Annotated in this window: 16 protein-coding genes and 1 tRNA gene; 7 read left to right on the top strand and 10 right to left on the bottom strand. The window is 66.0% G+C overall.

From position 1 onward, the window contains the following. The first annotated feature begins 23 nt into the window (after positions 1-23). From pheT to CDO46_RS20145, 3 genes are read left to right on the top strand one after another with little or no spacing between them, the layout of a single operon-like run. Positions 24-2435 carry a phenylalanine--tRNA ligase subunit beta gene (pheT, locus tag CDO46_RS20155; protein ID WP_087840243.1) on the top strand — a complete coding sequence of 804 codons (2412 nt, stop codon included), beginning with the start codon at positions 24-26 and terminating at the stop codon, positions 2433-2435. Between the two features lie 15 nt (positions 2436-2450). After that, a complete protein-coding gene (locus CDO46_RS20150) occupies positions 2451-2855 on the top strand; it encodes an integration host factor subunit alpha (RefSeq protein WP_303395837.1) in 405 nt (134 codons plus the stop codon). 8 nt (positions 2856-2863) lie between these two features. Beyond that, on the top strand, positions 2864-3265 hold the full coding sequence (locus CDO46_RS20145) for a MerR family transcriptional regulator (protein ID WP_087840242.1): 402 nt from the start codon (positions 2864-2866) through the stop codon (positions 3263-3265). A gap of 6 nt (positions 3266-3271) precedes the next feature. On the opposite strand, the gene CDO46_RS20140 is transcribed toward CDO46_RS20145, so the two are convergent. Further along, positions 3272-4390, bottom strand: a complete 1119-nt coding sequence (locus CDO46_RS20140) for a helix-turn-helix transcriptional regulator (protein ID WP_087840241.1) — start codon at positions 4388-4390, stop codon at positions 3272-3274. A gap of 104 nt (positions 4391-4494) precedes the next feature. Beyond that, positions 4495-7191, bottom strand: coding sequence for an alpha-ketoglutarate dehydrogenase (gene mdeB, locus CDO46_RS20135; protein WP_176400794.1), 2697 nt, complete (start codon positions 7189-7191; stop codon positions 4495-4497). A 126-nt stretch (positions 7192-7317) separates the two neighbouring features. Between mdeB and CDO46_RS20130 the strand changes: the two genes are divergently transcribed. Then, positions 7318-7794, top strand: a complete 477-nt coding sequence (locus CDO46_RS20130; RefSeq protein WP_087840296.1) for an Lrp/AsnC family transcriptional regulator — start codon at positions 7318-7320, stop codon at positions 7792-7794. Between the two features lie 302 nt (positions 7795-8096). On the opposite strand, the gene CDO46_RS20125 is transcribed toward CDO46_RS20130, so the two are convergent. Further along, positions 8097-8173, bottom strand: a tRNA-Pro gene (locus CDO46_RS20125). Positions 8174-8601: 428 nt separating this feature from the next. Between CDO46_RS20125 and CDO46_RS20120 the strand changes: the two genes are divergently transcribed. From CDO46_RS20120 to CDO46_RS20110, 3 genes are read left to right on the top strand one after another with little or no spacing between them, the layout of a single operon-like run. Beyond that, positions 8602-10524, top strand: a complete 1923-nt coding sequence (locus CDO46_RS20120; RefSeq protein WP_165962998.1) for a PrkA family serine protein kinase — start codon at positions 8602-8604, stop codon at positions 10522-10524. 11 nt (positions 10525-10535) lie between these two features. Further along, on the top strand, positions 10536-11795 hold the full coding sequence (locus CDO46_RS20115; protein ID WP_087840239.1) for a YeaH/YhbH family protein: 1260 nt from the start codon (positions 10536-10538) through the stop codon (positions 11793-11795). Continuing rightward, complete coding sequence (locus CDO46_RS20110; RefSeq protein WP_087840238.1) at positions 11792-13327, top strand: SpoVR family protein; 1536 nt, start codon at positions 11792-11794, stop codon at positions 13325-13327. The genes CDO46_RS20115 and CDO46_RS20110 overlap by 4 nt, the downstream gene beginning before the upstream one ends. A gap of 277 nt (positions 13328-13604) precedes the next feature. Here the strand turns inward: CDO46_RS20110 and CDO46_RS20105 are convergent, their stop codons facing one another. The 7 genes from CDO46_RS20105 to CDO46_RS20075 form a co-directional block, all read right to left on the bottom strand. Then, entirely contained in the window at positions 13605-13922 is a 318-nt protein-coding gene (locus tag CDO46_RS20105) for an NIPSNAP family protein (protein WP_087840237.1), read from the bottom strand. 56 nt (positions 13923-13978) lie between these two features. Further along, positions 13979-14494 carry a 3-hydroxyacyl-[acyl-carrier-protein] dehydratase FabA gene (gene fabA / locus CDO46_RS20100; RefSeq protein ID WP_087840236.1) on the bottom strand — a complete coding sequence of 172 codons (516 nt, stop codon included), beginning with the start codon at positions 14492-14494 and terminating at the stop codon, positions 13979-13981. 43 nt (positions 14495-14537) lie between these two features. Continuing rightward, positions 14538-15506 carry a sterol desaturase family protein gene (locus CDO46_RS20095; RefSeq protein ID WP_087840235.1) on the bottom strand — a complete coding sequence of 323 codons (969 nt, stop codon included), beginning with the start codon at positions 15504-15506 and terminating at the stop codon, positions 14538-14540. Then, complete coding sequence (locus CDO46_RS20090; RefSeq protein WP_087840234.1) at positions 15493-16299, bottom strand: polysaccharide deacetylase family protein; 807 nt, start codon at positions 16297-16299, stop codon at positions 15493-15495. Before CDO46_RS20090 ends, CDO46_RS20095 begins: the two co-directional genes overlap by 14 nt. Then, positions 16283-17251, bottom strand: a complete 969-nt coding sequence (locus CDO46_RS20085) for a hypothetical protein (RefSeq protein ID WP_087840294.1) — start codon at positions 17249-17251, stop codon at positions 16283-16285. The genes CDO46_RS20090 and CDO46_RS20085 overlap by 17 nt, the downstream gene beginning before the upstream one ends. A gap of 202 nt (positions 17252-17453) precedes the next feature. Further along, a complete protein-coding gene (locus CDO46_RS20080; RefSeq protein WP_087840233.1) occupies positions 17454-18623 on the bottom strand; it encodes an ABC transporter substrate-binding protein in 1170 nt (389 codons plus the stop codon). 84 nt (positions 18624-18707) lie between these two features. Beyond that, positions 18708-19748, bottom strand: a complete 1041-nt coding sequence (locus CDO46_RS20075; RefSeq protein WP_087840232.1) for an aromatic ring-hydroxylating dioxygenase subunit alpha — start codon at positions 19746-19748, stop codon at positions 18708-18710. Positions 19749-19847: the final 99 nt, after the last annotated feature.

The following is a 19847-nucleotide window of genomic DNA, read 5'->3' as shown; positions in this document are numbered from 1 at the left end:
CGCGCAGGGGGGAACTTACAGACATGCAATTTCCCGAATCCTGGTTGCGGGCCCTGACGAATCCCGCCATTTCGACCGACGAGCTGGCTCATCAATTGACCATGGCCGGTCTCGAGGTCGAAGAAGCCGAGCCGGTGGCGCCCGCCTTCAGCGGCGTGGTGGTGGCGCAGGTGCTGGCGCTCGAGCCGCATCCGAACGCCGACAAGCTGCGCGTGTGCAAGGTCGACGCGGGGCAGGGCGAGCCCTTGCAGATCGTGTGCGGCGCACCCAATGTGGCGGTCGGCATGAAGGTGCCGCTGGCCACCGTGGGCGCCCGTCTGCCCGGCGACATCAAGATAGGCGTGGCCAAGATGCGTGGCGTGGAGTCCTCGGGCATGCTGTGCTCGGCGCGCGAACTGGGCCTGTCGCAGGACCACGCGGGCCTGCTGGACCTGGGCGCGGATGCCACGGTCGGCATGTCCGTGCGCGAATGGCTGCAATTGGACGACACGGTCTTCACGCTCAAGCTCACTCCCAACAAGGCCGATTGCCTGTCGGTGCTGGGCGTGGCGCGCGAGGTCTCGGCCCTGACCGGCGCGCCGCTGGCCGCGCCGAAGCTGGATCCGGTGGCGGTCGCCATCGACGACCGCGTGCCGGTGACCGTGCATGCCCCGGATCTGTGCGGGCGCTACGTAGGGCGGGTCATCCGCGGCGTGGATGCGTCCGTTCCCACGCCGGAGTGGATCAAGCGGCGCCTCGAGCGCGCCGGCCAGCGCTCGATTTCCGCGCTGGTCGACATTTCCAACTATGTCATGCTGGAACTGGGCCGTCCCAGCCACGTGTTCGACCTGGCCAAGGTGCGCGGCGGCCTGCACGTGCGGTGGGGGCAGCCGGGCGAGCAGGTGCTGCTGCTGAATGGCCAGACCGTCGAGGTGGACGGGCAGGTCGGCGTGATCGCCGACGACAACGGCCCCGAGTGCCTGGCCGGGATCATGGGCGGCGAGGCCACCTCGGTGTCCACCCAGACCCGCGACATCTATCTCGAGGCCGCCTTCTGGTGGCCCGCCAGCATCGCCGGCCGCGCGCGCCGCTACAACTTCAGCACCGACGCCAGCCATCGCTTCGAGCGCGGCGTGGACTACGCCAACATTCCCGCCGACCTGGAATACCTGACCAGCCTGATCGTGCAGGTGTGCGGCGGCCAAGCCGGCCCGGTCGACGACCAGGTGGTCAACCTGCCCGAGCGCAAGCCCGTGCGCCTGCGCGTGGCGCGTTGCCACAAGGTCCTGGGCGTGGACGTGCCGGAAGACGAGATCGCCGGCATCTTCACCCGCCTGGGGCTGCCCTTCGTGCGCGAGCCCGGCGCCTTCGTCGTGACGCCGCCGTCGTTCCGCTTCGACATCGAGATCGAGGAAGACCTGATCGAGGAAGTCGCGCGCGTCCACGGCTTCGAGCGCATTCCCGACCTGCCGCCGCTGGCGCGGGCCGCGGTACGCGCCGTGCCGGAAGAGCGCCACACCTTCCACGCGCTGCGCCACACGATGGCCGACCTGGACTACCAGGAGGTGATCAACTTCAGCTTCGTGGAGGCCGATTGGGAGCGCGACTACGCGGGCAACACGGACCCCGTCCGCCTGCTCAATCCGATCGCGAGCCAGTTGTCGGTCATGCGCAGCAGCCTGATCGGCGGCTTGGTGGCCAACGCCCAATACAACGTGAACCGCAAGACCAGCCGTGTGCGGGTGTTCGAACTGGGCCGGGTCTTCTGGCGCGACGCGGCCGTGGCCGACGGTCCGCTGGCGGTGGCTGGCGTGAACCAGCCCATGCGCCTTGCCGGCCTGGCCTACGGGCCGGCGGTGGAAGAGCAGTGGGGGACGCAGACCAGGCAGGTCGATTTCTACGACGTGAAGGCCGACGTGGAGGCCCTGCTGGCCGGCGGTTCCACCCAGGCGCCGCGCTTCGTGCCCGATGCGCATCCGGCCCTGCATCCCGGCCGCAGCGCCCGTATCGTCATCGACGGCGAGACGGTGGGCTGGATAGGCGAGCTGCACCCGCGCTGGCTGCAACGCGCGGAACTGCCGCACGCCCCGGTGGTGTTCGAACTGGACGCCGACCGCATCGCCGTCCGTCCGCTGCCGTCGCTGCGAGAGATCTCGCGCCAGCCGGTGGTGATCCGCGATCTGGCGCTGTGGGTGGCCGAGGCGGTGACGGCACAGCAGATGCTGGATACGGTGCGCCATCTGGTGGCCAGGGAGCCCGAACTGGCGGTCGTCCAGGATGCACGGATTTTCGACGTTTGGCGGGATAAGTCCTTGTTAGAAAAGGAAAAAAGCCTTGCCTTCCGGTTCTGGCTACAGGATACTTCGGTAACCCTGGACGACGCCCGAGTCGAGGCGTGCCTGGCCCGTATCCGCGCCGCGCTCGAGTCCGAGCACGGCGCGCGGCTGAGGGTTTGATACCGCTTCCCATCCGTGTCTATGCATTCTCTCGTTTCCGATAGCTACGCTTCCCCGGACTCCCTCGACGCCGATCCCGAGTCCGACCTGCCGCAGGGCGGGCTCGATACGCGTACCCTGACCAAGGCCGAACTGGCCGACCTGCTGTTCGAGCGGGTCGGCCTGAACAAGCGTGAAGCCAAGGACATGGTCGAGACCTTCTTCGAGGAAATCCGCGACGCGCTCGAACGCGGCGACATGGTCAAGCTATCGGGTTTCGGCAACTTCCAGGTGCGCAACAAGCCGCAGCGGCCCGGACGCAATCCCAAGACGGGCGAGGAAATCCCCATCGCCGCCCGTCGCGTCGTCACCTTCCATGCGAGCCAGAAGCTCAAGAGCATGGTCGAACAGGTCGCGCTGCGCGAACAGAATCCGTCCTGAGAGGTCCTATGGCGCGCATCGAGCCACCCGTCGTTCTTCCGCCCATTCCCGCCAAGCGCTATTTCACGATAGGCGAGGTCAGCGAACTCTGTGGCGTCAAGCCTCACGTGCTGCGCTACTGGGAACAGGAATTCACCCAGCTCAAGCCCATCAAGCGACGGGGCAACCGCCGTTACTACCAGCACCACGAAGTGCTGCTGATCCGCCGCATCCGCGAACTGTTGTACGAGCAGGGCTTCACCATCAGCGGCGCCCGCAACCGCCTGGACGAGTCGCGCGGACACGTGGACGAGGCGCCCCAGGTGGCGCTGGTGTCCATCGAGGAGCCCGAGCTGCAGGCCATCCGGGCCGAGCTGGCCGACATCGCCAGCCTGTTGCAGTCCGCCCGCGAGACCAGCCTGGCGCGATAACGCGTTTCAGTCCATGTGGCCGTAGGTCAGCTTGCGCACCAGGTCGATGAGCTGGCTCTGGCGCGAGGTCTGGGTCCGGCGGAACAGCGACTTGAGCTGGGTCCTGGTCGTCTCCTGGGAGACGCCCAACTGCTGCGCGCACTCCTTGACGTGGTGTCCCTGCATCAACAACAGCAACAGCCGGTATTCCGCGGGCGGGATGCCGAACAGCGCATGCAGCAGGCGATGCGCGCTGATGGGGGTGGCATCGTGGGTATGGACCTTTACCAGTGCCAGGGGCTCGTACGTGGACAGCGGGAACGACATCGGTTCTGGCAGCGGCATGGCCACTACCGCGTAGCGGATCGGTGGCGTGCCGAACTCGACATGGGCGCCGGTGGCCAGCCGGGTCCGCCGGGTACAGGCAGCCACGAGCGCCTCGGCAAGCCGGGAACCCGCCCCGGCCCGCGATGGCTTCAGGCCCGAGGCGCCGAAAGGATTGCCGGGCAGGGAAAGCCAGGTCGCGCCGGCCCGGTTGGAAAGATACACGCGGCCCTGCGCGTCGGTGGCCAGCAGCGGGAAGCTGAAATCGTCGAGCAGTTGCTGCGCCAGCTCGGCCCGTTGCTGCAAGTTCAGGAATTCATGGCGCAACGTCGCGGCCTGTTGCAGGTGTGGAGCGAGCAGGCGCAGCAGCGGGGATTTGGACGGCTCATCGGTGTCGGGCTGCGACAAAGGGAATTGCAGTGAAAGGCAGCATTCGGCCACGCCGTTCTTCAGGATGGGAAGGGCATGCACGGAGCGCAGCCCATACGGCCGCATGAATTCCTGATAGAAGGGATCACGGTCGAGGGCGTGGCGGGTGAACCACTGCCAGTCGATGTACCAGTTGCCCAGTTGCAGCCGATGGCGCACGTTTTCCGCCGGGTCGTAGCGGCTGTAGCGATTGGTGTACTCGTCGAACGCCCGCTCGTCCCCGCCGCTGTGGTCGCCGACCGCGGCGGCCGGGGCGCGCCGGTCCAGGATGACCGTGCAGGCCGATTCGGCTCCCGTCAGGTTCCGGATACGCTTGAGCGCCGCATGCCATCCCTCTTGCCCAAGGACGCCGCCGTACAGGTCGTGGGCAATGCTAAGGGCCAGTTTTTCCATTCTCGTTCTTGCGACCGCTCCATCGTCCGCAAAGAATATTACGGCGGCGAACGGCGAGGCAAACAATGGCGCGGTCCGGCTTGGGCCGGTGTATCTCCGGCGCGTCAGGCCTCCCACGCCGGACGCGGATCGGTCCGTATCGGGTAGCGTGCGATGGCCTGCGCGCACCGTTCGCGAGGGCATGAGCCGGCGTCGGCCAGCGCATGCAGCGCGGCCAGGACGATGTGGAAACGATCGACCTCGAAGAACTGGCGCAGGGCGCCGCGGGTATCGCTGCGGCCGAAGCCGTCCGTTCCGAGCACCGTCATGCGCGCGGGGCAATGGGGCGCGATCAGCGACGGCCAGGCGCGCACGTAGTCGCTCGCTGCCACCACGGGGGCGCTCCCCGCCAGGCAGTGTTCGACGTGGCTGCGGCGCGCGGGCTGCTCGGGATGCAGGCGGTTCCAGCGCTCGGCCGCGCGCGCGTCCCGTGCCAGTTCCGCGTAGCTGGTCGCGCTCCAGGTCTCGCTGGCGATGCCCCAGTCGTCGGCCAACAGCTCGCCGGCGGCGATGGCTTCGCGCAGGATGGCGCCCGACCCCAAGAGACGCACGGCGGGCTCGCCCCGGCCGTGCACGCCGTACCGATAAAGCCCCTTGATCACGCCCTCGCGGGCCTCGGCCGGCAGGCTGGGCTGGGGAGCGTTCTCGTTGCCCAGCGTCAGGTAGTAGAAGACGTCTTCCTGTGTTTCGAGCATGGCCCGCATGCCGTGGTCGATGATGACAGCGACTTCGGCGGCGGACGCGGGATCGTAGGCGCGGCAGTTGGGGACGGCGGCCGCCGCGACCAGGCTGGAGCCGTCCTGGTGCTGCAGCCCTTCGCCGCCCAGCGTGGTGCGGCCGGCCGTGGCGCCCAGCAGGAAGCCGCGGGCACGCTGGTCGGCGGCGGCCCAGATCAGGTCGCCCACGCGCTGGAAGCCGAACATCGAGTAGTAGATGTAGAAGGGCAGCATCGCCGTGCCGTGCACGGCATAGCTGGTGGCGGCCGCCGTCCAGGAACTGATCGCGCCGGCCTCGCTGATGCCTTCCTCCAGGATCTGGCCGTCCAGCGCCTCGCGATAGCTCAGTACCGAACCGATGTCCTCGGGTTCGTAGCGCTGGCCGACGCTGGAGTAGATGCCGATCTGCCGGAACAGCGCCGCCATGCCGAAGGTGCGCGCTTCGTCGGCGACGATGGGCACGACGCGCGGGCCCAGCCGGCTGTCCTTGAGCAGGCTGGACAACAGGCGCACGAATGCCATTGTGGTGGACATTTCCTTGCCGTCCGCCTGAAGGGCAAAACCGGCGTAGCGTTCCAGCGGGGGCACCGGCACCGGATCGGCCTGCGGCGATCGGGCCGGCACGGGGCCGCCGAGTTCGCCGCGCCGGGCATGCAGATAGCGGATCTCGGCGCTGTCTTCGCCGGGGTGCAGGAAGTCCAGCGATGCGGCCTGATCGTCGCTCAGTGGCAGCGAGAATCGGTCGCGGAAGGCGATCAGGGCGTCGCGGTCCAGCTTTTTTTGCTGGTGGGTGGTCATCTTGCCCTGGCCTGCCTCGCCCATGCCGTAGCCTTTCTTGGTCTGCGCCAGGATGACGGTGGGGCGCCCCGTGCTGCGCGCGGCCGCGTGATAGGCGGCATGGATCTTCACCAGATCGTGGCCACCGCGCCGCAGGCGGTCGATCTCCTCGTCCGTCAGGCCCTGCGCCAGCCGGGCCAGTTGCGGGTCCTGGCCGAAGAAATGGTCGCGGTTGAAGCGGCCGTCCTTGGCGGCGAAAGTCTGCAATTGCCCGTCCACCGTCTGCGAGAAGACCCGCCGCAGGGCGCCGCCGGTGTCGCGCGCGAACAGGCCATCCCAGTCCGACCCCCATAGCAGCTTGATCACGTTCCAGCCGGCGCCCGCGAACAGGGATTCCAGCTCGTCGACGATGCGGCCGTTGCCGCGCACCGGACCGTCCAGCCGCTGCAGATTGCAGTTCACCACCCAGACGAGATTGTCGAGCCCCTCGCGCGCCGCCAGCGTCAGCGCCGACATGCTCTCGGGCTCGTCCATCTCGCCGTCGCCGAAGATGCCCCAGACCTTCCGGCCGGCGGTGTCCAGCAGGCCGCGGTGAGCAAGGTAGCGCATGAAACGCGCCTGGTAGATGGCGTTGATGGGGCCGATGCCCATGGAGCCGGTGGGAAACTGCCAGAAATCGGGCATGAGCCAGGGGTGCGGGTAGCTGGACAGGCCGAGCGCCCCGTGCGCCCGCGCGGTGATCTCCTGCCGGTAGTGCGCCAGGTCGGCTTCCTGCAGCCGGCCTTCCAGGAAGGCCCGGGCATAGATGCCCGGCGCCGAATGGGGCTGGCAGAACACCAGGTCCGCCTGGCCGGCCGGGCCGCCGCGGAAGAAGTGGTTGAAGCCGACCTCGAACAGATCGGCGGCACTGGCATAGCTGGCGATATGCCCGCCCAGTTCGCCATGGGCGAGGTTGGCGCGGACCACCATGGCCAGCGCGTTCCAGCGCATCAGCGCGGCCAGCCGCTCTTCGGTGGCGAGATCGCCGGGGAAGGGGGGCTGTGCCTCGACGGGGATGGTGTTGACGTAAGGGGTATGGCGCGGCGGTCGCCACCCGACCGCCGAATCGCCAGCCGCCTGCGCCAGCATGTCGAGGATCTGCCGTACGCGTTCAGGTCCGTTCGTCTCCAGCAGCGACAGCAGGGCGTCCCGCCATTCGGCGGTCTCCATGGGGTCGGGGTCGGCTCGCGGGCCGTCCAGCCGCGCCAGGTGCCGGGATTCGTCGTACATGCCTGCCTCTCCTCGTCTTTTCATGAAAAATTCTACGCTTGAAGGTCCGGAATTTTTCCCCGAAAATTCTTTGAATAAGCGGGATAAGCGGCAGAAAATTCTTTCAAGGGGAAGAAATCAAGCATGATCGATCTCGATGACATCGACCGGCGCATCCTGGCCGAGCTCCAGGCCGATGCCAGCATCTCCAACGTGGAACTGGCGCGCCGGGTGCATCTGTCGCCATCCCCGTGCCTGACCCGGGTCAAGGCGCTGGAGGCCGCCGGCCTGATCCGCCAGTACGTCGCCTTGCTCGACCCGCAGCAACTGGGGCTGCACCTGAACGTGTTCATCTCGATCAGCCTGAAGCAGCAGAACCGCAAGGCGCTGCAGGTATTCGAGGATGCCATCTGCGCCCGCGAGGAAGTCATGGAGTGCTACCTGATGACGGGGGATGCCGACTACCTGCTGCGGGTGGCCGTGCCGGACATCCAGGCGCTCGAGAGCTTCATCCTGGAGCAGTTGTCGCCCATCGCCCAGGTCGAGAAGATCCGCTCCAGCTTCGCGCTCAAGCAGGTGCGCTACAAGACCGCGTTGCCGCTGCGGGCGGCGGGCGCGCGCTAGCGCCGCCTCCGGGCGCGGATGTCCCTAGTGGGCACTACAACGCCGTGGGCGACGGCCTGGCGGACGTGGCCCTGACAAAAGGAGGGTTATTGGTCGGACGAATCGCCCGGAAATTATTGATTGTTTTTGTAAAAGATAATGCAATGTCGGATGCCATGCAGGATCACGGCAGTTTCACGTTTTCCTGGGCGATTCCGTTCGCATTGACTGGAAACAAATCAGCAAAACAAAAAGCCCGGCAGCTTGTGGCCACCGGGCTTTTTTTCTTCGGTTCCGACAAATACAGGTCAAGAACTTGTATATGGTCGGGGCGGCGGGATTCGAACTCGCGACCCCTTGCACCCCATGCAAGTGCGCTACCAGGCTGCGCTACGCCCCGAAAGAAAAAAAGTATAGCAAATTTTCGAGGGTGTAGGAAAGGTGCGCCGCATTTTATTTTGCATAGGGTTGCGACGATCGAAAGGGATGAAACGTGGCGCGCAGTTTGCGGAACTCTGCCCATTGGTTCACAGCCTTAGGAGTGTATACCCCTAGGAGATGCGTCAAAAAAATATCGTGCGTGCGCAACAGAAAGCGAGTCGTCCGTGTGGATGCGCCGTATGATGTTTGCAAGGAGGTCGCCCAAGGAGCGTTTCGCAATAGATCGGACATGTCGAGGCAGGATCGGGAGTTGCTGGTTTCGATCGGCCCCGGGCATGGCAGGAAGTTCATCCGGCAGGAAAGAACCGGAAGCCGGCTCGACCGGCACTAACAACAACAGAGTCGTGTAGGCAGTTCTCATTCACTCGCTGTTGGAGGTTGTCCGTGCTGAACATCGTCGAAGGGTTCAAGTCTCAATACGCCAAGACGCAGGAAACCGAACTTTCTCTCGAGGAGTACCTGGACCTCGCCCGCCGGGATCCCATGGTCTACGCCAGTGCGGCCGAGCGCATGCTTGCCGCGATAGGCGAGCCCGAGCTGGTCGATACGCGCAACGATCCACGGTTGTCGCGCCTGTTTTCCAATCGCATGATCCGGCGCTATCCCGCCTTCAAGGAATTCTTCGGGATGGAGGACGTGATCGACCAGATCGTGGCGTTCTTCAAGCACGCGGCCCAGGGGCTGGAAGAACGCAAGCAAATCCTCTATCTGCTGGGACCGGTCGGCGGCGGCAAGTCGTCTATCGCCGAGCGCCTGAAGGCGCTGATGGAAGCGCACCCCATCTACGCGCTCAAGGGCTCGCCCGTCAACGAGTCGCCGCTGGGCCTGTTCCACCCCGACCGCTTCGGCGACCAGCTCGAGAAGGAATACGGCATACCCCGCCGCTACCTGACCGGCATCATGTCGCCTTGGGCCATCAAGCGGCTGCACGAATTCGACGGCGACATCTCGCAGTTCCGCGTGGTCCGGCTCCAGCCTTCGGTGCTGCGGCAACTCGCCATCGCCAAGACCGAGCCGGGCGACGAGAACAACCAGGACATCTCCTCGCTGGTCGGCAAGGTGGATATCCGCAAGCTGGACCGCTACTCGCAAGACGATCCCGATGCCTACAGCTATTCGGGAGGGCTGTGCCTGGCCAACCAGGGCATGCTCGAATTCGTTGAAATGTTCAAGGCACCCATCAAGATGCTGCATCCCTTGCTGACGGCGACCCAGGAAGGCAACTTCAAGGGCACCGAAGGGTTTTCGGCCATCCCGTTCAACGGGATCATCCTTGCGCATTCCAACGAGTCCGAATGGCAGACCTTCCGCAACAACAAGCACAACGAGGCGTTCCTGGACCGTATCTACATCGTCAAGGTGCCGTACTGCCTGCAGGTGTCGGAAGAGGTCAAGATCTACCGCAAGCTGCTGCAGAACAGTTCGCTGGCCGAGGCGCCATGCGCGCCGGGCACGCTGGACATGATGGCGCAGTTCTCGGTGCTGACCCGGCTGAAGGAACCCGAGAACTCCAGCATCTATTCGAAGCTGCGGGTCTATGACGGCGAGAGCCTGAAGGACGTCGATCCCAAGGCCAAGGTCCTGCAGGAATACAAGGACTACGCCGGCACCGACGAGGGCATGACGGGCGTCTCGACGCGCTTCGCCTACAAGATACTGTCCAGCGTCTTCAACTACGACCAGACCGAGATCGCCGCCAATCCGGTGCACCTGATGTACGTGCTGGAGCAGCGCATCGGCCGCGAGGACTATCCCGACGAGATCCGCCGGCGCTATCTGGAGCACATCAAGGGCTACCTGGCGCCGCGCTACGCGGAATTCATCGGCAAGGAAATCCAGACGGCGTACCTGGAGTCGTATTCGGAGTACGGACAGAACATCTTCGACCGCTACGTCACGTTCGCCGACTGCTGGATCCAGGACGAGGAGTTCCGCGACCCGGAAACGGGCGAGAGCTTCGACCGCGCTGCGCTCAACGCCGAGCTCGAGAAGATCGAGAAACCGGCGGGCATCGCGAATCCCAAGGATTTCCGCAACGAGATCGTGAACTTCGTGCTGCGCGCCCGTGCCAACAACGGCGGCCGCAATCCCGCGTGGACCAGCTACGAGAAGCTGCGCGAGGTGATCGAGAAGAAGATGTTCTCCAACACCGAGGATCTGCTCCCGGTCATTTCGTTCAACGCCAAGGCCTCGGTCGAGGACAAGCGCAAGCACGAGAGCTTTGTCGAACGGATGGTCGAGAAAGGCTATACCGAAAAGCAAGTCCGCTTGCTGTGCGAGTGGTACTTGCGGGTGAGGAAGTCTTCGTGAGCTAGGTGAATATGAATTCACTCATCGATCGGCGGCTCAACGGCCGTAACAAGAGCGCTGTCAACCGGGAGCGCTTCATCAGGCGGTACAAGGACCAGATACGCAAGGCAGTACGCGAGCTGGTCCAGGAACGGTCCATCGAAGAGATGGACCAGGGCGGCGAAATCAACCTCCCGGCCAAGGACATCTCCGAACCCAGCTTCCGCTACGGCAGGGGCGGGGATCGCGAGATCGTCCATCCCGGCAACCGGGAGTTCGCCAAGGGCGACAAGATCGACCGGCCCCGGGGCGGCGACGATGGCGATCCTTCCGAGCCGGGCGAGGGCGACTCGGTGGATCCGTTCACGTTCAGCCTGTCGCGGGAGGAGTTCCTGAACCTCTTCTTCGAGGACATGGAGCTTCCCCACCTGGTCCGTACCCAGCTAGGCGAGATCAACCAGCAGAAGTGGCGGCGCGCGGGCTACACCACCACGGGGTCGCCCAGCACGCTGAGCGTGGGCCGCACGCTCAAGACCTCGCTGTCGCGGCGCATCGCGCTCAGCGGCGGGTCGCGGCTGGGGCTGCAGGAGGCGCAGCAGAAGCTGGAGGAGTCGGAAGAGGCGGGGGCCCCGGAAGACGAGCTCGATGCCCTGCGCGCCGAGATCGACGTGCACCGGTCCCGGCTGGCGCGCGTGCCGTTCCTCGATTCGCTGGACCTGCGCTACCGGCATCGCGTGGTCGAACCATCGCCGGTGGCGCGCGCGGTGATGTTCTGCCTGATGGACGTCTCGGGGTCCATGGACGAGAACAAGAAGGACCTCGCCAAGCGCTTCTTCACGCTGCTGTACCTATTCCTGTCGCGCAAGTACGAACGCGTCGACCTGGTGTTCGTGCGCCACACGGACAACGCGGAAGAGGTGGACGAGCAGACCTTCTTCCACGATCCCAAGAGCGGGGGCACGGTGGTGCTCTCGGCCCTGGAGCTGATGCACGAGATCGTGACCGAGCGCTACTCGCCCGCCACCTGGAACGTCTACGCGGCGCAGGCCACCGACGGCGATTCCTTCGGCGCGGACGCGGCCAAGAGCGCCCGCTTCCTGTCCGAACACCTGCTGCCGCTCACGCGCTACTACGCCTATATCGAGATTCCCGACGTGGACGAGATGCGCAAGAGCAGCCTGTGGGCCGAGTACGAGCGCGAGACGGCGCCGCACTTCGCGATGCGGCGCATACGCGAGCGGCGCGAGATATTCGGCGTGCTGCACGACCTGTTCAGGAAGGAGACCGCATGAGCGCCGTCCATCCGCCGCGCGAAGCGCCGCCCGCCCGGGCGGTCCAGCCCATCTCGACCACCTCGGAATGGACCTTCGAGCTGATCCAGCGCTATGACGAAGCCATCGGCGAGGTGGCCCGGGAGTTCGGGCTGGACACCTATCCGAGCCAGATCGAGGTCATCACTTCCGAGCAGATGCTGGACGCGTACGCCTCGGTCGGCCTGCCTATCGGATATCCCCACTGGTCCTACGGCAAGGAGTTCATCCGCAACGAGCAGGCCTACCGGCGTGGCGTGCAGGGGTTGGCCTACGAGATCGTCATCAACTCGAACCCTTGCATCGCCTACCTGATGGAAGAGAATTCCATGGCCATGCAGGCGCTGGTGATCGCGCACGCCTGCTACGGCCACAATTCCTTCTTCAAGGGCAACTACCTGTTCCGGCAGTGGACCGAGGCCGACGGCGTGCTGGACTACCTGGTGTTCGCCCGCAAGTACGTCATGGACTGCGAGGAAAAATACGGCATCAGCGCCGTCGAGGCCACGCTGGATTCCTGCCACGCGCTGATGGCCCACGGCGTGGACCGCTACCGGCGGCCGCATCCCATTTCCTACCGGGAAGAGATGCAGCGCCAGGCCGAGCGCGAGGAGTATGCGCGCCAGCAGTACAACGACCTGTGGCGCACCGTGCCCACGCGCGACCACGTCGAGCGCGAGGGCAAGCCGGCGGTGTTCCCGCCGGAGCCGGAAGAGAACATCCTGTATTTCATCGAGAAATACTCGCCTTCGCTGGAGCCCTGGCAGAAGGAACTGGTGCGCATTGTCCGCAAGCTGTCCCAGTACTTCTATCCGCAGACCCAGACCAAGGTCATGAACGAGGGATGGGCGACCTTCTGGCACTACACGCTGCTGAACCGCATGCACGAGAAGGGGCTGGTCAACGACGGCTTCATGATCGAGTTCCTGCAAAGCCACACCAACGTGGTGGCGCAGCGCGGCTTCGACCAGCGCGGCTACGGCGGCATCAACCCGTATGCCCTGGGCTTCGCGATGATGCAGGACATCCGCCGCATTTGCGAGAACCCCACCCCCGAGGACAGGAAGTGGTTCCCCGACATCGCCGGGAGCGATTGGCTGAAGACGCTGGACTTCGCGATGCGCAACTTCAAGGACGAGTCTTTCATCGCGCAGTTCCTGTCGCCGCGCCTGATCCGCGAGTTCCGCTTCTTCGCGATCGCCGACCACGAGTCCAACCCCAAGCTGGAAGTCGAGGCCATCCACGATGACGACGGCTACCGGCGGGTGCGCCGGCTGCTGGCGGACCAGCACAACCGCGACATGCAGGTGCCGGACATCCAGGTGGTGCGCTACAACCGGGATTCCGACCGGTCCCTGGTCCTGCGCCACGTGACGATGCGGGGGAGGCCCTTGCAGGCCGAGGATGCCGACCAGGTGATGAAGCACCTGGCCCGGCTATGGGGATTCAAGGTCCGCCTGGAAGAGGTCGACGCGGAAGGCAGCGTAAAAACCTTCCGCGAGCGATCAGGGTAGAGGTAGAGGTCCCCCCCTACGCCCTTCGGGCGCCCCCCAGGGGGCGGCACTGGCGGACCGGCAAAGCCGGATCCGCTGTGCCCTGGGTCTGGGGCGACCGCGAATACGAGAACGGCCCTGCATCAGATGCGGGGCCGTTCTCGTTTACGCTGACAAGAGGTAAGAGCGCCAGTCCCCCGCCAGCCCGTTGGTACCCCAGGATGCGGTGGATCCGGCTCCGCCGGTCCACCCGCATCGCCCCCTGGGGGGCGCCCGAAGGGCGTAGGGGGGGCCTACCCTACGGTTTGAAGAAAGGGGTGGGCACCATCAAGTGGTTCTCTTGCGAGACCAGGTTGCCCATCTCCACGCTTTTCTTCAGGTAGACCTGCCAGTCCGGATCCTGTTGCAGCGCGGCGCGGCGCGCCATGCGGTCGGCGGCGTCGCGGTAGGCCCAGATGTGGGTGAAGCTGTTGACGTTGCCGGTCTCGGTCTGCAGGTACAGCACCGGGTCGCCCAGGTGCTTGCGCTGCGCCTCGAAGCCCAGTTCCTGGTAGAGCTCGAGCTGTTTCTTGATCGTGCCGGGCCGGCACGTGTAGGTGCGAACGTCGTACAGCATGGAAAGTCTCCCCGGGGAATGCCGGCCCGAGCGCAGGGGCGCTCCGGGCCGTGCGGTCAGAACGAATCGGTGGAAGTGAACAGGCCTACGCGCAGTCCCTCGGCGGTGTAGATTTCGCGGCCGTCCACGCTCATGGTGCCGTCGGCGATGCCCAGCACCAGCGTGCGGTTGATGGTGCGCTTGATGTCGATGGTGTAGGTCACCTTCTTGGCGGTCGGCAGCACCTGCCCGACGAACTTCACTTCGCCCGAGCCCAGTGCGCGGCCCCGGCCGGGGTTGCCCTGCCAGCCCAGGAAGAAGCCCACCAGTTGCCACATGGCGTCCAGGCCCAGGCATCCCGGCATGACCGGGTCGCCCTCGAAATGGCAGGCGAAGAACCAGAGGTCGGGATGGATGTCCAGTTCGGCGATCACCTGGCCCTTGCCGTACTTGCCGCCCTGGTCCGAGATGTGCGTGATGCGGTCCATCATCAGCATGTTGGGGGCCGGCAGTTGCGCATTGCCTTTCCCGAACAATTCGCCGCGCGCGCAGCGCAGCAGGTCTTCACGGGAGAAGGCGTTCTGTTCAAGCATTAGGAAGTCCTCGTTGGAAACCGGGATTATATCGTCGGCCCGTTCAGCTCCGGCCGGGCGCGCCGCCCAGCAGCCGCTTGAGCCCCAGCCATTGCTGGGCCAGGAAGCCGCGGCCGTAGTCGCGGCCGCCGTGCTCGGGAAGCTGGTCGCTGATGCCGGTCGGCCCGTAGTTGCCGTCGAAGCGCGCGGTGCGCAGCAGGATGTCCCAGATCGGGAACAGGACGCCGAAGTTGTAGTTGGCCTCGGGCCGGCCGGGCAGGGACGGAGGTTCGATGGCGTGGTGGTGCCGGTGGAATTTCGGCCCCACTACCAGATATTGGCCGATGCGGCCGAAGCCGGTCCGCAGGTTGGCGTGCGAGAGGCTCTCGACCAGCCGGGTGATGATCACGACCATGACGAATTGTCCGGGCGGCACGCCCACCAGGTGCGAGACCAGCACGACCATCGCGTCGCGCAGCAGGTCGCTGAGCAGGTGGTTGCGATTGTCGGACCACATGGTCATCTGGCGCTGGCTGTGGTGGACGGCGTGCAGCGCCCACAACCACTGGAAGCGATGCTCGGCGCGGTGGAAGGCGTAGTCGACGAAATCGAAGATCAGCAGGTACAGGATCAGGCTGACCCAGGCGCGGTCGGTCACCCCGGGCCAGATCTCGTCGAGATGGAAGGGCGAGAATCCCAGCACGTGCAGCTGGCCGAACACGTGGTCGGCCAGCGGCTGGGTCGTGAAGAACAGCACCAGCCGGAACAGGCCCAGCGAGTGGATGGCGGTGTACAGGATGTCCAGCCGCACCGAGGTCCGGTCGACGATTTTTTCGACGGGACGCCAGCGTTGCAGGGGACCGAACACGGCCAGCATGATGATCAGTTGCACGACGCCGAGCAGCAGCCACATGGTGCCGTCGTAGGCGTCCTCGAGGATGCTGCCGAGACCGAGGTGAAAGAGCAGGGGCTGGACGAGCGTCTCGAACAGCCACTGCTGCATGCCGGAAAAAAGATCGCTAAGGAGTTCCATGGACGTGATGCGTGGCCAGCCAGGCCCGGTATTGCGGATGGTCGGCCAGCGTGGCGAAGCAGTAACCCTTCTGCCTGAGCCCGGTGATGAGCGGTTCCAGCACGGCCGGCGCCCAGGGGTCCTGACGGGACCAGATGCCCAGGTGCGCCATCAAGATATCGCCGGGACGGATGTTGCGCAAGGCGCGCGCCAGCAGCGCGGCGTTGGGGTATTTGTCGCTGGGCAGCTCGTCGCCCAGGAAGCCGGCGTCGGCCCAGCCCACGTGGCGATAGCCGCAGCGGTCTTCGGCGGCCCGGAGCAGGGCGGCCGAGGTCTTGCCGCCGGGGGCGCGGAACAGCGGCAGCATGGACTGCCCGGTCATTTCCTTGAACCGCGCGGCGCTGCGGTCCAGTTCGGCGCAATAGGCCTCGACGCTCATGGCCTGGACCCGTCCGGCCTGCGGGCCGAAGGTCGGCTTGACGCGAAAGCCGCCGCCCGGCAGGTTGGCGAGCCAGTACACATGGTCGTAGGTGTGCGAGCCGAAGACGTGTCCGCGCGCCGCCATGGCCTTCCACCAGGGCGCCCAGCGGTCGTCCAGGCTGGTGCCGCCGTCGCGGGTCTTTTCGTTGGCCAGGAAGAAGCTGGCCTTGACCTGCTGGCGGTCGAGCACCTCGGCCACCAGCGGGGCGACGCCCATGTGTCCGGTGTCGAAGGTCAGGTAGACCGGGCGGGCGCATTCCGCGGCCTGGGCGCCAGCGGCAGCCAGCAGCAGGGCGGCCGCGCCCGCGCGCGCCAGGCTACTGGCGCGGCGCATGGGACAAGGTCCAGACGCCATGGGGCGAGCGGCCCACCTTGGTCTGGTGCACGACCTTGCGGGTGGCCGTGTCGATGACGGTGAGCTTCTTGGCCCAGCGCGAGGTGACCAGCAGGGTCTTGCCGTCGGCCAGCACTTCCATGCAGTCCGGGCCGCCGGGGGCGGGATAGGCGTCGACCACCGCCAGGGTCTGCAGGTCGATGCGGCTGATGGTGTTGGCCACGCGGTTGCTGACGAACAGGTGCCGTCCGTCGCCCTGGGCCCGGAAGGCGTGCGCGCCGGCCGCCGTGGGGATGCGCTTGACGAGCTTGGCGGGCGAGGCCGCCAGGTCATAGACCTCGACGTAGCTGTCGCCCGTCAGGGCGACCAGCAGGTAGCGGTCGTCGCTGGTGATGTAGACGTCGGCGGGCGTCTTGCCCAAAGGAATGGTCCACAGCGGCGTCTGCGTGGCCAGGTCGATGGCGATCAACTGGTCGCTGTCCTGCAGCGACACGTACAGGTTGCGGCTCTTGCTGTCTATCGTCAGGTGGCTGGGCGTACGGCCGGCGGGGATGCGCTTGACCAGCTTGGGGTCGGCCGATCCGGCCTGTCCGTTCCACTGGTAGATGTCGATGTGGTCGAGCCGGTTCGCCGCGGTCACGAACCACTTCATGTCGGGCGAGAAACGGAGCTGGTAGGGGTCGACGATGCCGGTCAGCGTGCGCTGCACGTTGCCGGTGGCGGGATCGAAGAAAGTGAGCGAGTCGCTGCCGGCATTGGCCACCAGCAGCGATTTCTCGTCAGGCGTCAGGTACAGGTGGTGGGGTTCCTTGCCGGTGGGAACGCGCCGCAACTCCGCGTAGGTCGAGGGATCGAGGATGCTGACCGAGGCATCCAGCGAGTTCAGGACGATCACGGGGGGAGGTGCCGCGGAGGCGGCAAACACCGCGCACAGGCCGAGGGCGCCGGCCAGGCGGGCAAAAAGCTGAGATTTCAATGTCGGATCCCGCAGGTTCTACAACGCCGCTGGGCGCCGATGCGGGCCCGCGGGCAGCCCGCGGCCGGGGGACGGCCGCCAGAGTTCGCATAGTCTAGGCGGCCGGGCTTGCCGTTGCTGTCGTTTTTGGGTGAATGTTGGTTTGCCGCGACATCCCCGGGACGCCGGCCGCCGGGCGTCAGGACAACGGGCACTGCCGGTGGTAGGCGTCGGGCTGCTTGTGGAAGGGAGTGGCCAGCGTCTTGAGGGTCATGCGTCCCTGTTCGTCCTTGACCGCCTGCAGCACGTGCATGTCCTGCAAGGGGAAGTGGTTGTTGTTGAAGCGGAACTCGCCTCGCACCGAAGGAAAATCGGCTTGCTTCAAGGCCGCCATGAAGGCGGGCTTGTCGCTTACCCGGCCCTGGACCCGGGCGATGGCAGCGTCCAGCAGCAGCGCCGCATCATAGCTCTGGGCCGCGTAGTTCGAGGGGATGCGCTTGTAGCGCTGCTCGAACGCCTGGACGAAACGGCGGCTCGAGACATTGTCGAAATCGGGCGCCCAGAAGCCGCCGCTGATCATGCCCTGCGCGGATTCGCCCAGCACCGGCAGCGAGATGGCGTCGATGGTGAAGGTCGACAGCAGCGGCGTCTTCTGCAGGCCGGACTGCGCATACTGCTTGGCGAAGCTGACGCCCAGGCCGCCGGGGAAGAACGCGAATACCGCATCGGGCTGGCGGGCGGCGGCCTGAGCCAGTTCGGTGGAGAAGTCGAGCTGCTGCAAGGAGGTATAGACCTCGTCGGCCAGCGGCGCCTTGTAGTAGCGCTTGAAGCCGGCCACCGTGTCCTTCCCGGCCTGGTAGTTGGGGGCCAGGACGACGACGCGTTTGTAGCCCTTGTCGGCAGCGTACTGGCCCACCGCTTCGGACGCCTGGTCGCCTTGCCAGGAGGTGATGAACTGGTAGGGCGAGCACCGCGGCCCGGCGATCTGCGAGGGGCCCGCGTTCGAGCCGATCACGAAGACCTCGCGGTCGGTCAGGTACTTGTGCACGGCCAGCATGACGTTCGAGAACGAGATGCCGGTGACGATGGACACCTTCTCGCGCTCCACCAGGCGCCGCGCGGCCTGGTTGGCCACGTCGGGCTTGAGCTGGGTGTCCTCGCGCAGGATCTCGACCGGATGGCCGCCCAGCTTGCCGCCGTTGCGTTCGACCAGCAGCATGAAGCCGTCGAGCTGGTCCTGCCCCACGGCGGCCTGCGGGCCGGTCAGTTCCCCCATGAAGCCGATCTTGATCGGCGCCTGGGCGTGGGCGGCGCCACAGGCCGTGATCAGGGCGGCCGCGGCCGCCACGCTGCGCAAGCGGTGGTGCATGATGTCTGTCTCCTGGTGGTGGGGCAGGGCGGGCCTGCCGGGGAAGGCGGCCGCGATACGTCGCCGCGGCCGGCAAAAAACGGGTCAGCGCGCCTGGGCGGCCGCGGCTTCGGCCTTGCGCAGGCGTTCGAGCGTATGGCGCATGCGCACCGGCCCGAGGTCCACGTTCAGCAGCACGGGCTTCATGTCCCAGAAATCGTTCTCGCCCAGGGCATCCTGCTGCGCGTCGATGATGGGCTTGTCCTGGTCCTCGAACGCGATGCGGCGCATTTCCGCCAGCCGGGCGTTGGTCTCGGGATCCAGCTCGGGGCCGGGCGGGCGAGCGGCGGCGAAGTGATAGTGCGTGGTGCGGGCGGTCTCCGGGGTCAGGATGTGGATGCCGTAGTACCAGGCGCCGCGTTCGCGCGACTCCCCCGGCGCGTGCACGCCGGTGTCCAGCAGGAAGCAGCCGGGCGGATCCCAGCGCATGTTGGTCCACATGTCCACCGGCTGGCCGTCGCGGCGGAACAGCATGTCGAAGACGCCGGGCACCGATACGTTGGGCATCCAGCGGTTGCATTGCAGGCGGTCGCCGTCCTGGACGACTTCCTGCTTGGCATGGACCTGCTCGGGGCTGCCCAGCAGGCCTTCGTGCAGGAAGCTGATGTGGCTCAGGTCGAGCAGGTTCTCGCCCATCAGTTCGTAGTTGGCGTTGATGTGCAGCCGGCCGCGGCTGGTGCGATAGCCCGAGCCTTCGTCCAGCATGCCGTAGTCGGGGATCAGCGCGGGGTCGGCGGCGGCCTCGCCCATCCAGATCCACAGCATGCCGTGGCGGTCGTGCACCGTGTAGGCCTGCACGCGGGCCGCGGCGGGGATCCTGCCGTCGCCGTGAGGATTCCTGACGCAGGCGCCGCTGCTGTCGAATTGCAGGCCGTGGTAGGCGCACTCGACCACGTCGTCACGGAGCCTACCCATGCTGAGCGGGATGAAGCGATGGGGGCAGCGGTCGCGCAGCGCCACCGGCGTGCCGTCCGGCCGGCGGTAGAACACGACCCGCTCGTCCAGCAGGGTGCGGGTGAACAGTTCACCGGCCTTGACCTCGTCGCTCCAACAGGCCACGTACCAGGTGTTCTTCACGAAGGACATGGGTGTCTCCTTTTGCGTTCGTCTTGAATGGCTTCGTGGGGAGATTTATACAAACAGAGTGATCGGTTTGTAAGTGGCGGAAAACCCTAGGCCTGCCTC

Source organism: Pigmentiphaga sp. NML030171 (assembly GCF_002188635.1).
GTDB classification, from domain to species: domain Bacteria; phylum Pseudomonadota; class Gammaproteobacteria; order Burkholderiales; family Burkholderiaceae_B; genus Pigmentiphaga; species Pigmentiphaga daeguensis.
This window is presented reverse-complemented; position numbering and strand designations above follow the sequence as displayed.